We start from the raw sequence: 13,608 nt of genomic DNA on the forward strand, positions 1-13,608 counted from the left end.
CGTGCTCCTATCCTCGACTGCCACTAGCTACTTGGTTCCTGCGGCCTCGACCTGGCCGATCGTCCAGGCGGCGTTGATCAGACCGATGTGAGACAACGCCTGGGGAAAGTTGCCGATCAGGCGCCCGTCGCGTCGGTCGATCTCCTCGGCGAGCAGGCCGAGATCGTTCGCCCGGGCGGTGACGGTCTCGAAGACCTGTCGCGCCCGGTCAACCCGCCCGGCCAGGGCCAGGGCCTGGACCAGCCAGTACGAGCAGATGATGAAAGCGCCCTCGTCCCCGGCCCGGGTCCAGCGTTGTACCAGGCCGTCCTGGACCAGGTCCCGTTCGATGGCGTCCACCGTGGCCAGGATCTTGTCGTCGTCGGCGGGGAGGAAACCGAGGATGGGCATGACCAGGACTCCGGCATCCAGGTGGTCGGAGCCGAACGCGCCGGTGAACGCCTTGGTCGAGCTGTTCCACCCCTCGTCCATGATCGCCGCCCGGACCTGCGCCATCGCCTCCGACCACTGCGGGACCTTCGCCTCGGCATCCAGAAGCCCGGCGAGCTTGACGGCCCGGTCGAGGGCCAACCAGCACATCACCTTCGAGGTCAGGTAGTGCCGCTGCCCCTCGCGCCCCTCCCAGATCCCGGCATCCCGCTCCCGCCAGGTGTTCGCGGCCCGGTCGGCCAGGGAACGCAGCAGGTTGGCGGCGGCGGGCGACAGCTCGGTGAGCTGGTCCCGCAGGACCCAGGCGCACTCGATGACCTCGCCGATGACGTCGAGTTGCTTCTGCAGCCAGGCATCGTTGCCGACCCGTACCGGGCGGCTGTCCCGGTAGCCCTCGAGGTGCTCGAGGGTGTGTTCGGTGAGATCGCGCTCGCCACCCGGGCCGAACATGATCGGGACGTGGTCCTCCGCCTCCACCGAGCCCACCGACTCGGCCATCCAGTCGAAGAACCGGTGCGCCTCGTCCGGGCAGGCGGCGACCCAGAGCGCCTTCAGGGTGAAGGCGCCGTCGCGGAGCCAGCCGAAACGGTAGTCCCAGTTCGCCTCGCCGCCGATCTCTTCGGGCAGGGAGGTGGTGGGGGCGGCGATCACGGCCCCGGTCGGCTGGTAGGTCAGCGCCTGCAGTACGAGGGCACTGCGTCGGACCTGCTCCCGGTAGGGCCCCCGGTAGCCCTGGTGGAGGCGGTCCCAGGACTGCCAGGCGGCGATGGTGTCCCGCAGCGCCACCCGCCCGTCGAGCGGAACCGTCGGCGGGTCGGTGGCCCGTCGGTGGTGCAGCGCGAAGACCGCGCTCTCTCCCTCGGCGAGGCTGAACTCCCCGGTCACCACGGAACCGTCGATGCTCAGGTGGCGGTCGCTGGTCAGGGTCAGCCGGTCGGCGCCACCGGAGATCTCGATCCCCGTCGTGGCGTCGGAGACGGTGGGGCTGATCAGGCCGTACTCGGGCCGGGCCGCCACCTCGACCGTCACCTGCGCCGGGCCGCCAATTGCATCGACCCGGCGTAGGAGGACGTGCGGTGAGCCGAGGCCGATCTGGTGACCGCGTTCCCCGACCCCGAGGCTGAGCGCGTCGGTCAGCCGCAGCACCCCGTCCTGGGTGTGAAAGTCGGTCTGGACGACCATCGTGCCGTCGAGGTAGCAGCGGCTCGTCGTGTACTGCCCGTGCGGTCGGATCGACCAGTGGCCGCCGACGGAGCCGAGCAGCCGCGCGAAGACGCTCGGCCCGTCGAACCGGGGCGGACACCACCAGTCCACCGAACCGTCCGCCGACACCAACGCCGCGCCTTGGCAGTCGCCCAGAAACGCATAGTCACTGATCTCCGCCACACCCGGCTTCTACCCGCGCTGGCACCGGTTACGCCTCAGGGGGTGAACCACCTGATCGGCTTCGAGCCCGCATCTGACGACTTGCCGGCTTGGCGCGGGCTCTTCCGCTAGCGTGAAGAAGTTGCACAAACGAGCGACGAGGCGACCAGGGAGCATCGCATGCCACGCTTGACTATTGTTGCCAACATTCACGCCAAGCCGGGCCAGGTTGACCTGGTGAAGGCGGAGCTGGAGAAGCTCATCCCGATTACTCGGGCCGAGAAGGGGTGCATCAACTACGACCTGCATCAGGACAACACTGACTCGGCCCATTTCGTCTTTTACGAGAATTGGGAGTCCCGTGACCTCTGGCAGGCGCACATGGGCGCCGCCCACATGGAGGCGTACGCTGAGGCGACCGCCGGCAAGGTGGATGAATTCGTACTCAATGAGATGACCCAGATTGACTGACGGTTCGTGAACCGCGGCATGGGGTTGCGGGCGTTTCACAACGGAACGATTAGACGAACAGGGGTGCCGAGTGTCACGTTTGACTATTATTGCCAACGTTCACGCCCGGCCGGGCCAGGTGGACCTGGTGAAGGCGGAGTTGAAGAAGCTTGTCCCGTTGACTCGGGCGGAGGAGGGGTGCATAAACTACGACCTGCACCAGGATCACAGCGACCCGGCCCATTTCGTCCTCTACGAGAACTGGGAGTCCCGCGAGATCTGGGAGACTCACAAGGGTGGTGCGCACCTGCGGGAGTACATGGATGCGACTGCTGGCAAGATTGATGAATACAATTTCATTGAGCTGACGTACATTGATTGACGGTGTAGCTCGGGTGCGCCGCGCCGGCGAAGCGAGGTCACCCCGCTTGCGCCCAGTGGACCCAGAGCGGCAGCAGCAGTAGCGCCGCGACGGAGCTCTTCACCACCAGCGCGGCCGACAGCTCCACGCCAACGCCGTAGCGCTGCGCGACGATGAACAGGTTCTGTGGCGCCGGCATCGCCGCGATGAGGACGAGATAGGTCAGCCAGGGGCCGTCAATATCGAAGACGTGCGCGGCGGCCAGCCAGACCGCAAACGGGAACAGCAGGCACTTGACGGCGATCAGCCAGATCTCCTCGCCGGTGGTGTGGCGGAAGCTGACCCCACTGCCGCCCAGGTGCAGGCCCAGGGCGAAGAGTGCGATCGGCGCGGCGGCGGCACCGACGAAGTCGAATCCCCCCAGCAGCGGCTCCGGCATCCGGACGGCCAGCAGGTTGAGCAGGAGGCCGGCGTTGCACGCCAAGACGACCGGGGTGGTGAGGGCACCCCACACCGCCCGGCCCACTCGGCCGCGTCGGCTCTGGAGTTGAGGCGGCGCCGGTGGCCCGTCGGTCTGCGTCGGTCCGAGCCCATCGGTCGGCTGCGTCGGTCGCCGCCCACCGCCCCCAGTCGCGGCCGGTACGGCCTGGCCAGCCGGTACGGCCTGCATCGGCGCCCCGTTCAGCTCCATGATGGCCAGGACGACCAGGGTGAGGACGCATACCTGGAACAGCAGCACTGGAAATACCGGCGCTGCGTCGCCGAAGAGCATGATGAACACGGGCACCGCGAAATAGGCGGTATTCACCTGGACCGCCGCCATGATCCGTAACGCGAGCTGTCGGGGCTCGCGGGTGCTGGTCAGCCCCGCCAACACCCCGACCACCGCCATGGTGATCCCCGCCGTGACGGCGTAGCCGGTGAGAGCGGGCCAGGCGAACAGGGCGCCCAGGTCGCTGCGGTAGATGTTGGCGAACAGGTAGCACGGCACGGCGAAGAGGAAGGCGAAGTCCGCGAACACCTTCGAGTTCGCCGCGCTGACGACGCTCCGCCGGGCGAACAACACACCGCCGCCGAGAGCTAACGCCACCGGCAGGAGCTTTTCGAAGACGGCGAGCGCTTCCAACGGTACGGGCCTCCAACAGTCCTGGTTGGCCGGACCGGTCCGGTCGGCAAGAGGCGTCCCGTGGGCGCGGCGGAGGCTCCGTTGCTATCAGGGGGACAAGGGCGGGCGCAAATCCGGGAGCGGGCGGACAAAACCCGTCACAGCGGTACGTCTGGCCGATCCGTGCGGCTTCTCCCGGTCCCGCGCCGAGTCCTAAGCTCTGCCCGACCGATGGCTGGTAGCTCAGCGCGCGAGCTCCCCCGCCCGAGTGATGACGTGGTCGATGAGGCCGTACTCGCGGGCTTGCTCCGGGGTGAACCAGCGATCCCGGTCCCAGTCCCGCTGGATCTCCGCCAGCGTCCGGCCGCTGTGCTGGGCGATCAGCCCCTGCATGGTCTTCTTCACGTGCAGGAGGTTCTCCGCCTGGATCCGAATGTCGGCAGCAGTGCCCCCCATCCCGCCGGAAGGCTGGTGCATGAGGATCCACGAGTGGGGCAGCGCGTACCGTTTGCCGGCCGTCCCGGCGCAGAGGAGGAACTGCCCCATCGAGCCAGCCATGCCCAACGCCAGCGTCGCCACGTCGTTGCGGACAAACCGCATCGTGTCGTAGACGGCCATTCCCGCGCTCACCGAGCCGCCGGGCGAGTTGATGTAAAGCTTGATGTCGCGGTCCGGGTCCTCGGCGGCCAGCAGCAGGATCTGGGCACAGACCCGGTTGGCCGACTGGTCGGTTACCTCGGTGCCGAGGAAGACGATGCGTTCCTTCAACAGCCGCTCGAAGACCTGGTCGCCGAAGCCCTGCTGCCCATCGTCCAACATTTTGATCATTAGGTGTTACCTCCAGCGCGTCGGCGGGCGGGGGACCGCCCGGGAGCCGGTCCGTCCAGCGTGCGCGTGCCGGGGTAGGAGGAGGTAGCCGATCTGCCGTCAGCAGATCGGCTCAGAGCAGATCGGTCGAGGGTGGATCGGCCCAGGTGGATTGGCCGGGCGACCACCACGGCTCGGGACGGTCCGGTTCGGCTACCGTCGGGCCCGCTGCCGGCGTGCCCGGACGAGCCGCCGGACCCGCCACGAGCGTCGTGCGGTGGGACGGTCGGCCGGCGCCGCAGCGATCAACCGGACTCGTGAACCGGCCCCTCCCGCCGGGCCGCCGGTTAACGCGGGCCCGATCGGCGCCAGCCCCGCGCCACCGGTCGGCAGCCCAGGTGAGCCCAGTCGAAGGTGCACTTGGCCGGCGCGGCAGGAGGTGGGGCCGCCCGAGCGTAGCCCGGCCCGGACCGACGGCTGCCGGGCCGGCTCGACGCGGGAACTCGGCGTGCGGCTGACCTCGCCGACGGCGAACCCCATCGGCTGGGGCCGCTCCAGGCGACGTAGCTCGTCGCGGGCCTCCCCGAGCAGGTCGGAGAGGCGGATCCCGAGCGCCCGGCAGACCGCCGCGAGCACCTCGGACGAGGCCTCCTTCCGCCCCCGCTCCACCTCGGAGAGGTACGGCATGGAGACCCCGGCGGCGGCAGCTACCTCCCGTAGCGTGCGGCCCTGCCGCATCCGGACCCGGCGCAACACCCCGCCGATGACTCGTCTGAGCAACGACATGCTCCGCCTCGCTCTCGTTGGCTGTGGTCCGCGGGGGACAGCTCCCATCATGCCGTCGGGGCTGTTGTGGCGTCGTCCCGACCGCCTCGCCATGCGCGTTAGCCCCGACCCGTTATGTTGTGGGCGTGCAGGTAACAGCGGAGTCTGGGCGGGGCGAACAGTGATCCACTTCCCGGCGCAACGGCGCGATCCGCTGAGCGCGTTGAGTTTGCGGTTGGCCGCGGCCCTCGGGCTCGTCCTCGCCAGCGTCGCCGTGGTGTGGCTCGACCGGGACGGCTATCGGGACGCCAACCGTGACTCGGACGGGCTGAGCCTCCTCGACTGCTTCTACTACGTTGTGGTTTCCCTCTCCACCACCGGGTACGGCGACATCGCCCCGGTCTCGGAGTCGGCCCGCCTGATCAACGTCCTCTACATCACCCCGGCCCGGGTCATCTTTCTGATCATCTTGGTCGGCACCACCCTGGAAGTCCTGACCGAGCAGTACCGGACCGGCCGTCGCCTGTCCCGGTGGAGGAGAGCTGTGAAGGATCACGTCATCATCTGCGGCTACGGCACCAAGGGCCGCAGTGCGATCTCCGCCCTGCTCGAGAACGGTTTCGACAAGTCCAGGATCGTGGTGGTCGAACGCAGCGGCGCCGCCCTGCGGCAGGCGACCTCGGCCGGTCTGGTGGCGATCGAGGGGTCGGCGACCCGCTCGGCGACCCTCAACGAGGCGCACATCCGGACCGCCAAGGCGGTGATCATCGCTACCGACAGTGACGACGCTTCGGTGCTGGTGGCGCTGACCGTCCGGCAGCTCACCGCGGGACAGGTGCGGATCATCGCCGCGGCCCGGGAGGCGGAGAACGCCCCACTGCTCAAACAGAGCGGCGCCCACCACGTGATCGTCTCCTCGGCGACCGCCGGCCGGCTGCTTGGCCTCTCCACCTCCGCGCCGCCGCTGATCGATGTCGTGGAGGATCTGCTCACGCCCGGCCAGGGGATGGCGCTCGCGATGCGGTCGGCCGAACGGCACGAGGTCGGCCGCTCCCCCCGCGAGTTGGAGGCGCTGGTCATCGCGTTGGTGCGGCGGGGCAAGGTGGTCACCCTCGCCGATCGGGCCGGCGGGGTCATCGAAACCGGCGACATGCTCGTGCACGTCCGCGACGACCGTCGGACCTCCACCCCGATGTCCTGAACTCCGCCCCGGGGCGCCCCGTGCCGATGTCCGGGACGCCCGCACCGCTGCGCCCGGTGCCGATGTCCGGGACGCCCGCGCCGCAGCGCCAATGTCCTGAGTCGGCTACCGGGCGGGCCCGGGGACCAGCCGGCGGCTCAGCTGATCGTCCAGGTATCGCCGCTGTGCAACAGGCCGGCGAACAGCTGCTCCCGGGGCTCGGTCACCGTCGCCCGGGCGGCATCGAGCTGCTCCTGCACCACGCTGTCGTACGAGGGCCGTCGCACCGAACGGAACACCCCGATCGGGGTGTTGCGCAGGTCCAGATCCGGCAGCCGGGACAGGGCGAACGCGTACGCCGGGTCGGTGATGGTGGCATCGTGGACGACGATCTCCTCCGCCGCGGTGGCCGCGGTCTCGCGGACCTCCAGGCCGAAACCGCCGGGCGGGTGTACGACGCAGAACTGCCCGTCCCGGCCGAACGTGATCGGCTGGTTGTGCTCCAGCCGGATCAGCGAGTCGTCCCGGGTGGCGGGCCCCTTGAGCTGTTCGAAGGCCCCGTCGTTGAAGATGTTGCAGTTCTGGTAGATCTCCACGAAGGCCGAGCCCTCGTGCTCGGCGGCGGCCCGGAGCACCGACTGCAGGTGTTTGCGGTCCGAGTCGATGGTGCGGGCCACGAAGGTGGCCTCCGCACCCAGTGCCAGCGAGAGCGGGTTGAACGGTGCGTCCGCCGAGCCGACCGGTGTCGACTTGGTGATCTTGCCGACCTCGGAGGTGGGGGAGTACTGCCCCTTGGTCAGGCCGTAGATCTGGTTATTGAACAGCAGGATCTTCAGGTTGACGTTACGCCGCAGCGCGTGGATCAGGTGGTTGCCGCCGATCGACAACGCGTCGCCGTCCCCGGTGACCACCCAGATGGAGAGGTCGGGGCGGGTGGTGGAGAGGCCGGTGGCGATCGCTGGGGCGCGACCGTGGATCGAGTGCATCCCGTACGTGTTCATGTAGTACGGGAAGCGTGACGAGCAGCCGATGCCGGAGACGAAGACGATCCGCTCCCGGGGGATGTTCAGCTCCGGCATGAAGCCCTGGACGGCGGCGAGGATCGCGTAGTCACCACAGCCGGGGCACCACCGCACCTCCTGGGTGGACTTGAAGTCCTTCGCGGTGAGCTTGAGGGCGACGGGCTCAGACATTCTTCAGGACCTCTTCCAGCGTCGTCTCCAGCTCGTTGGCGGTGAACGGCAGACCGTGTACCTGGTTGTAGCTGATCGCGTCGACCAGGTACCGGGCGCGGATCACGTGGGCGAGCTGACCGAGGTTCATCTCGGGGATGACCACCCGCTCGTAGGAGCGCAGTATCTCGCCGAGGTTGGCCGGCATCGGGGCGAGGTGCCGCAGGTGCGCCTGGGCGACGGAGAGCCCCCGCTGGCGGAGGCCTCGGCAGGCCGCGCCGATCGGCCCGTAGGTGGACCCCCAGCCGAGCACCAGCACCCGGGCGTCACCGTCCGGGTCCTCGACCTCAAGGTCGGGCACCGGGATGGACTCGATCCGGGCGGCACGGGTCCGCACCATGAAGTCGTGGTTGGCCGGGTCGTACGAGATGTCGCCGGTTTTGTCGGCCTTCTCCAGCCCGCCGATGCGGTGCTCCAGGCCGGGCGTGCCGGGGACGGCCCAGGGCCGGGCCAGGGTCTCCGGGTCCCGCAGGTACGGCAGGAAGGTGGCACCGTCCTCGCCGTTGGGCCGGGTGGCGAAGTCGACCCGCAGGTCGGGCAGGGACTCGACGTCGGGGAGCAGCCACGGCTCGGAGCCGTTGGCCACGTAGTTGTCGGAGAGCAGGAGCACCGGCGTGCGGTAGGTCAGCGCGATCCGGGCCGCCTCCAGCGCCGCGTAGAAGCAGTCGGCCGGGGACTTCGGTGCGAGCACCGCCACCGGCGCCTCGCCGTGTCGACCGAAGAGGGCCATGTTCAGGTCGGCCTGCTCGGTCTTGGTCGGCATCCCGGTCGACGGCCCGGCCCGCTGCACGTCCACGATGACCAGCGGCAGCTCCAGCGCCACCGCGAGTGAGATGGTCTCGCTCTTGAGCGCGACACCGGGGCCGCTGGTGGTGGTGACGCCGAGTGCCCCACCGTACGAGGCGCCCAACGCCGCGCCGATGGCCGCGATCTCGTCCTCGGCCTGCATGGTGAGCACGCCGAAACGCTTGTGCTTGCTCAGTTCGTGCAGGATGTCCGACGCCGGGGTGATCGGGTAGGCGCCGAGGAAGACCAGCAGCTCGGAGCGGACCCCGGCGGCCACCAGGCCGAGCGACAGGGCCGCGTTGCCGGTGATGTTCCGGTAGGTCCCGGGTGGCATCTTCGCCGGCTTGACCTCGTACCGGACCGCGAAGTCCTCGGTCGTCTCGCCGAAGTTCCAGCCGGCCTTGAACGCCGCGACGTTGGCCCCGACCAGCTCCGGCCGGGTCGCGAACTTGCGCTCCAGGAACCGCAGGGTCGACTCGTACGGCCGGGAGTACATCCAGCTCAGCAGGCCCAGCGCGAACATGTTCTTGGCCCGTTCGGCGTCCTTCTTGGATACCTCGTGGTCGGCGAGCGCCCCGACGGTCATCGAGGTCAACGCCACCGGGTGCACCGTGTAGCCGGCGAGTGAGTCGTCCTCGAGCGGGTTGGCCTGGTAGCCGACCTTGGCGAGGTTACGTCGGCTGAACTCGTCGGTGTTGACGATGATGTCGGCTCCGCGCGGTAGGTCCGCGAGGTTGGCCTTGAGCGCGGCCGGGTTCATCGCGACCAGGACGTTCGGCGAGTCGCCGGGGGTGAGGATGTCGTAGTCGGCGAAGTGCACCTGGAAGCTCGACACCCCGGGTAGCGTCCCGGCGGGTGCGCGGATCTCCGCCGGGAAGTTGGGCAGCGTGGAGATGTCGTTGCCGAGTTGGGCGGTTTCGGAGGTGAATCGGTCGCCGGTCAGCTGCATCCCGTCGCCGGAGTCCCCGGCGAAGCGGATGACCACGCGGTCCAGTTGGCGAATCTTCTTGCTCATGACCGCACCCCGCCTTGGTCGGCGCGGTCGCCCGGATCGCCGCACTCGCTCCTGACCTCGCCCTGCCCGGTCACATGGCCTCCTCGGCGCGCCGCCGTGACCCACCTCGTGTGGTTGTCCGGCCTGCTGTCGTTTCTCACCTGAGAGCCTACGTCGGATCACCTCCACGCCAGCTCGAGAGGTCCGTCGACTGAGACTCGATTTGGCGAGTAGATGACCGTTTCATTGCTATTTTCAGCCGGCTGTCGTAATCCAGCTCACCCGATTGCCTCGTCGGTCCGGGCGGCGGTGGACTTCCGGTGCCCTTTGGCTGCTCCGGAGGCTGTTGGCCGAGCGGGGATGGCGCGCGGAAGGCACTTCTTGGCCGTCGGCGCCACCCGTAATGAGGTGCGGTTCCGCCGCAAAACTGGTGTTTTGGGGGAATCGGTTCGTTGAATGTGAGGTATCCGACGTTTTGTCGGGTGGCCCGGGTCACATCCGGCGGGGAATCGGCGGTGGGGGCCGGTGGTTATACCTGGCGTAACCATGTGGGGCAGCCGCGAGCGCCCCGCCGAACCGCCAGATCCCCGGTGGTCGCCCGCCGGCGGAATGCCGCGGGGCCGGCGTTGGTTACATCCCCGGGCCGCCCGAGTAGCACCCCCGCCGGGCGGAACCCCCCTTGCGAAAACTCTTCTCGAACCACCTCGCCCGACGCCGCCGACGCACCCCCTGCGTCCGCGGCACCCCCGAGCGGAAGGCTTCGATCATCATGCGTACCGACATCCTTCGTAAGACCGCCCTGACCGCTGCTGGCCTGATCGCCACCGGTGGCGCCATCGCCGCCCCCGCGACCGCCGCCTTCGCCGCCCCCACCGCGGCCCCCACCGCGCAAAGCGAGCGTGACGGCACCCGCGTACTCCCGGTCGACTACGAGGCCCAGCCGAACTTCTACTACTGCGGCCCCGCCGCCGCCCGTAACGCCCTGTCCGTGCAGGACAAGGACATCGACGTCTACGCGATGGCCGAGCGGATGGGCACCACCGAGTCCGGCACCGACTCCATCAACGACATCACCCCGGTACTGAACACCGAGACCGGCCACGACGCGTACCGCAGCGTCGAGATCTCCACCCCCGATGCCGACGACAAGCAGACCGACACCCTGCGCGAGGACATCATCCGCACCGTCGACGACGGCCGCGCCGTCGTGGCCAACATCGCCGGCACCGCCACCGACACCGACGGCGAGAGCCACTCCTTCGCCGGCGGCCACTACATCGCCGTCAACGGCTACCGCGACGCCGGCGACCAGGTGAAGATCGCCGACTCGGCGAACCCGAACACCGCCGAGTACTGGATCACCACCGAAGCCCTCGCCGACTGGATCGCCACCCGCGGCTACTCCACCAGCTGACCAACCGACCAACCGACCAGGGCCGGCCCCACCAGGGGCCGGCCCTTTGTCGTCGACTGTCGGCCGGATGCGGGCCGGGGGCCGGACCGGTAGTCTGAGCCACCGTGACCGGTTACCTGGGCTCCTACGCGACGCTCGGGCTCCTGCTCCTCGCCAGCCTGCTCTTCTTCGTGACGGCCTTCTCGGCCAACCGGGTGTTGCGCCCCGCCCGCCCTGCCGAGCCACCTGGCAAGCGCGCCACCTACGAGTGCGGGCTGGACCCGGTGGGCGGTGACTGGGCCCAGGCCCAGATCCGCTACTACGTGTACGCCTACCTGTACGTTTTGTTCGCGGTTGAGGCGGTGTTTCTCTTCCCCTGGGCCGTGATCTTCAACCGGCGCGGCTACGGGCTGGTCACCGTCGTGGAGATGGGGATCTTCGTGGCGGTGCTGGCGCTGGGCATCCTCTACGCGTGGCGGAAGAACATCCTGCGCTGGACCTGACCGTCCGGCCACGCCGGGTCGGGGCCCACGGTGGGCGTTACGCCAGGCCGCGCCGGGTGGACGCGGGTGGGCGGTCGCCGCGGATGGTGGCCACCATGTCCAGGACCCGGCGGGTCGCCTGGACCTGGTGCGCCCGGAACACCCGGGCGCCCAGCCAGGCCGAGATCGCGGTGGCGGCGAGGGTGCCTTCCAACCGTTCGACGGCTGGTAGGTCCAGGGTCTCGCCGATGAAGTCCTTGTTCGACAGGGCGACCAGCAGCGGCCAGCCGGTCCCGGCGAGTTCGTCGAGGCGGCGGGTGAGCTCCAGGGAGTGGTAGGTGTTCTTACCGAAGTCGTGGGCCGGGTCGATCAGAATGCCGTCGGGCCGCACCCCCAGCGCCACCGCCCGCTCGGCGAGGCCGGTTACGGTCGCCACCACGTCCGCCAGCACGTCGTCGTAGCCGACCCGGTGCGGCCGGGTACGCGGGGTCAGCCCGCCCGCGTGTGAGCAGACCAGCCCGGCGCCGGTCTCCGCCGCCACCTGAGCCAGCGCTGGGTCGGTGCCGGACCACGTGTCGTTCAGCAGGTCCGCACCGGCCGCCACCGCCGCCACGGCCACCTCGGCCCGCCAGGTGTCGATCGAGATGACCACGTCGGGGAAGGCGGCGCGGACCGCGGCGATGGTGGCCACGGTCCGGCGGATCTCCTCGGCCACGTCGACCTCGGCGCCGGGGCCGGCCTTGACCCCGCCGATGTCGATGATGTCGGCACCCTCGGCGACGGCGCGCTCCACCGCGCGCAGCGCGCTCTCCTGCCCGAAGGTCGCCCCCCGGTCGAAGAACGAGTCCGGGGTGCGGTTGACGATCGCCATGACTCCGAGCTCACCCGGGCCGAAGGTGCGTCGGCCGAGCCGCAGTGCGTTCGCCATCCCGCCTCCTGAGGGTGTCGCCGGACCTCCCGACCGTCCCGACGCTAGTCGGTGAGCACCGAGTCGGCCGGACCGGGCGGTCGATTCGCCTGCTCACCGGGGAACCGGGGTGGTGGGGTCGCCCCGGCCCGGTTGACATGCCACGATCTGGTGCATGGGTCAGGTTCTGCTCCTGTTGGTCGCGGCGCTCACCGTCGCGGCGGTGGTCTTCGGCGTGGCGGTGCTGGTCACCGACCGGGATTCGGGTCTTGCGCCAGTCGAGCCGGACGGGGCGTCGGTGCCCCTGCCCAGCAGCCGCCCGCTGCGGGAGCCCGATCTTGGCCAGGTGCGGTTCGACACCGCGTTGCGTGGGTACCGCATGGATCAGGTCGACCAGGCGATGCGCCGGGCGGCGTACGACATCGGCTACAAGACGGAGCTGATCGGGGTGCTGGAGGCAGAGGTCGCCGCGTTGCGTGAGGGGCGCAACGCCGATGCGGAGACGCTGCTGCGCGCCCGCAGACAGGCCGCCGGAGCGCGCTCCGGTGCCGCCGCTGACCCGCCTGAGGACGCAGCGCAGCGGTCCCAAGCGCAGACCGCCGGGACCGCTGACGAGTCGGCGGATGAGGCCCGGTCCGGTGATGAGGCCCGGTCCGGCGACGAGGCCCGGTTCAGTGATGAGGCCCGGTCCGGTGACGAGGCCCGGTCCGGCGGTGCGAACACGGCTGAGTCGGCCGGTGGCGTCCGGCCGGTCGACGCAGCGGACCCGGCAGCCCGGTCGGAGTCGGTGTGACGGTGGGGGACGGCGCCGAGGAGCCGGCCACCCCGGACCGTGCTGACCTGCGCGAGGTGTCGCGGCCGGGGGCCGGCGAGGTCACCGCTGCGGTGATCGTCAACGCGTCGGCCGAGCGGGTCTTCGCGGCGCTCGTCTCCTGGGAACGACAGAGCGAATGGATTCCCTTCACCCAGGTTCGGGTGGTCGAGGGGGATGGCGGCGAGGGCAGCCTGGTCGAGGCGGTCACCGCGGTCGGCCCGGCCACCCTCCGCGACGAGATGCGGGTGGTCCGGGTGGACGCACCGTACGAGGTGCGCGTAATCCACTGCGGGAGGCTGCTGCGCGGCCCCGGCGTGCTGCGGTGCACCCCGCTGGCCGGAGAGCGGACCCAGGTTGTCTGGCACGAGTGGTTCCAGCTGCCGGGCGGGGCGGCCGGACGGGTGGTGTGGCCCCTCTTGTGGCCGGGCTCGAAGGTCGGCTTGACGCGGGCCCTCCGGCGATTCGGGCGGCGGGTGGAGCAGGGTCGCCTTCCCTGATCTGCCTGGCTGGCCACGGCCGGGCGTGGTCGGTGTGTCGG

The 13,608-nt window shown here is 69.8% G+C and carries 14 protein-coding genes; 7 read left to right on the forward strand and 7 right to left on the reverse strand.

From position 1 onward, the window contains the following. Positions 1-27 precede the first annotated feature (27 nt). Positions 28-1,815, reverse strand: coding sequence for a glycoside hydrolase family 15 protein (locus SALPAC2_RS0120030; RefSeq protein ID WP_018218409.1), 1,788 nt, complete (start codon positions 1,813-1,815; stop codon positions 28-30). A 159-nt stretch (positions 1,816-1,974) separates the two neighbouring features. On the opposite strand from SALPAC2_RS0120030, the gene SALPAC2_RS0120035 reads away from it, so the two are divergent. Beyond that, entirely contained in the window at positions 1,975-2,265 is a 291-nt protein-coding gene (locus SALPAC2_RS0120035) for a putative quinol monooxygenase (RefSeq protein ID WP_018218410.1), read from the forward strand. A gap of 70 nt (positions 2,266-2,335) precedes the next feature. After that, a complete protein-coding gene (locus tag SALPAC2_RS0120040; RefSeq protein ID WP_026184934.1) occupies positions 2,336-2,626 on the forward strand; it encodes a putative quinol monooxygenase in 291 nt (96 codons plus the stop codon). Between the two features lie 37 nt (positions 2,627-2,663). Here SALPAC2_RS0120040 and SALPAC2_RS0120045 read toward each other — a convergent pair whose 3' ends face one another. The 3 genes from SALPAC2_RS0120045 to SALPAC2_RS0120055 all read right to left on the reverse strand — a co-directional run bounded on the left by SALPAC2_RS0120045 (position 2,664) and on the right by SALPAC2_RS0120055 (position 5,303). Beyond that, positions 2,664-3,731 (reverse strand): AEC family transporter, encoded by a 1,068-nt coding sequence (locus SALPAC2_RS0120045; protein WP_018218412.1) that lies wholly within the window; start codon positions 3,729-3,731, stop codon positions 2,664-2,666. Between the two features lie 222 nt (positions 3,732-3,953). Then, positions 3,954-4,538, reverse strand: a complete 585-nt coding sequence (locus tag SALPAC2_RS0120050; protein ID WP_018218413.1) for a ClpP family protease — start codon at positions 4,536-4,538, stop codon at positions 3,954-3,956. 192 nt (positions 4,539-4,730) lie between these two features. Then, the gene (locus SALPAC2_RS0120055) at positions 4,731-5,303 is read right to left on the reverse strand and encodes a helix-turn-helix domain-containing protein (protein ID WP_018218414.1); all 573 of its coding nucleotides are present in this window, start codon (positions 5,301-5,303) and stop codon (positions 4,731-4,733) included. Positions 5,304-5,463: 160 nt separating this feature from the next. Between SALPAC2_RS0120055 and SALPAC2_RS0120060 the strand changes: the two genes are divergently transcribed. Next, the gene (locus tag SALPAC2_RS0120060; protein WP_018218415.1) at positions 5,464-6,483 is read left to right on the forward strand and encodes a potassium channel family protein; all 1,020 of its coding nucleotides are present in this window, start codon (positions 5,464-5,466) and stop codon (positions 6,481-6,483) included. 137 nt (positions 6,484-6,620) lie between these two features. Here SALPAC2_RS0120060 and SALPAC2_RS0120065 read toward each other — a convergent pair whose 3' ends face one another. Then, a complete protein-coding gene (locus tag SALPAC2_RS0120065; protein ID WP_018218416.1) occupies positions 6,621-7,655 on the reverse strand; it encodes a 2-oxoacid:ferredoxin oxidoreductase subunit beta in 1,035 nt (344 codons plus the stop codon). Beyond that, on the reverse strand, positions 7,648-9,495 hold the full coding sequence (locus SALPAC2_RS0120070) for a 2-oxoacid:acceptor oxidoreductase subunit alpha (RefSeq protein ID WP_018218417.1): 1,848 nt from the start codon (positions 9,493-9,495) through the stop codon (positions 7,648-7,650). Before SALPAC2_RS0120070 ends, SALPAC2_RS0120065 begins: the two co-directional genes overlap by 8 nt. Positions 9,496-10,243: 748 nt before the next feature. On the opposite strand from SALPAC2_RS0120070, the gene SALPAC2_RS0120075 reads away from it, so the two are divergent. Then, positions 10,244-10,888, forward strand: coding sequence for a C39 family peptidase (locus SALPAC2_RS0120075; protein ID WP_018218418.1), 645 nt, complete (start codon positions 10,244-10,246; stop codon positions 10,886-10,888). Positions 10,889-10,992: 104 nt separating this feature from the next. Continuing rightward, on the forward strand, positions 10,993-11,370 hold the full coding sequence (ndhC, locus tag SALPAC2_RS0120080; RefSeq protein WP_018218419.1) for an NADH-quinone oxidoreductase subunit A: 378 nt from the start codon (positions 10,993-10,995) through the stop codon (positions 11,368-11,370). Between the two features lie 37 nt (positions 11,371-11,407). Here the strand turns inward: ndhC and folP are convergent, their stop codons facing one another. After that, the gene (gene folP, locus SALPAC2_RS0120085) at positions 11,408-12,277 is read right to left on the reverse strand and encodes a dihydropteroate synthase (RefSeq protein ID WP_018218420.1); all 870 of its coding nucleotides are present in this window, start codon (positions 12,275-12,277) and stop codon (positions 11,408-11,410) included. A 154-nt stretch (positions 12,278-12,431) separates the two neighbouring features. Here folP and SALPAC2_RS0120090 point away from each other — a divergent pair, with 154 nt between their 5' ends. Together SALPAC2_RS0120090 and SALPAC2_RS0120095 are read left to right on the forward strand one after the other, a co-directional pair. Then, on the forward strand, positions 12,432-13,049 hold the full coding sequence (locus SALPAC2_RS0120090; protein WP_018218421.1) for a DivIVA domain-containing protein: 618 nt from the start codon (positions 12,432-12,434) through the stop codon (positions 13,047-13,049). After that, positions 13,046-13,567, forward strand: a complete 522-nt coding sequence (locus tag SALPAC2_RS0120095; protein ID WP_018218422.1) for an SRPBCC family protein — start codon at positions 13,046-13,048, stop codon at positions 13,565-13,567. The genes SALPAC2_RS0120090 and SALPAC2_RS0120095 overlap by 4 nt, the downstream gene beginning before the upstream one ends. Positions 13,568-13,608: the final 41 nt, after the last annotated feature.

The organism is Salinispora vitiensis, assembly GCF_000378825.1.
Lineage (GTDB): Bacteria > Actinomycetota > Actinomycetes > Mycobacteriales > Micromonosporaceae > Micromonospora > Micromonospora vitiensis.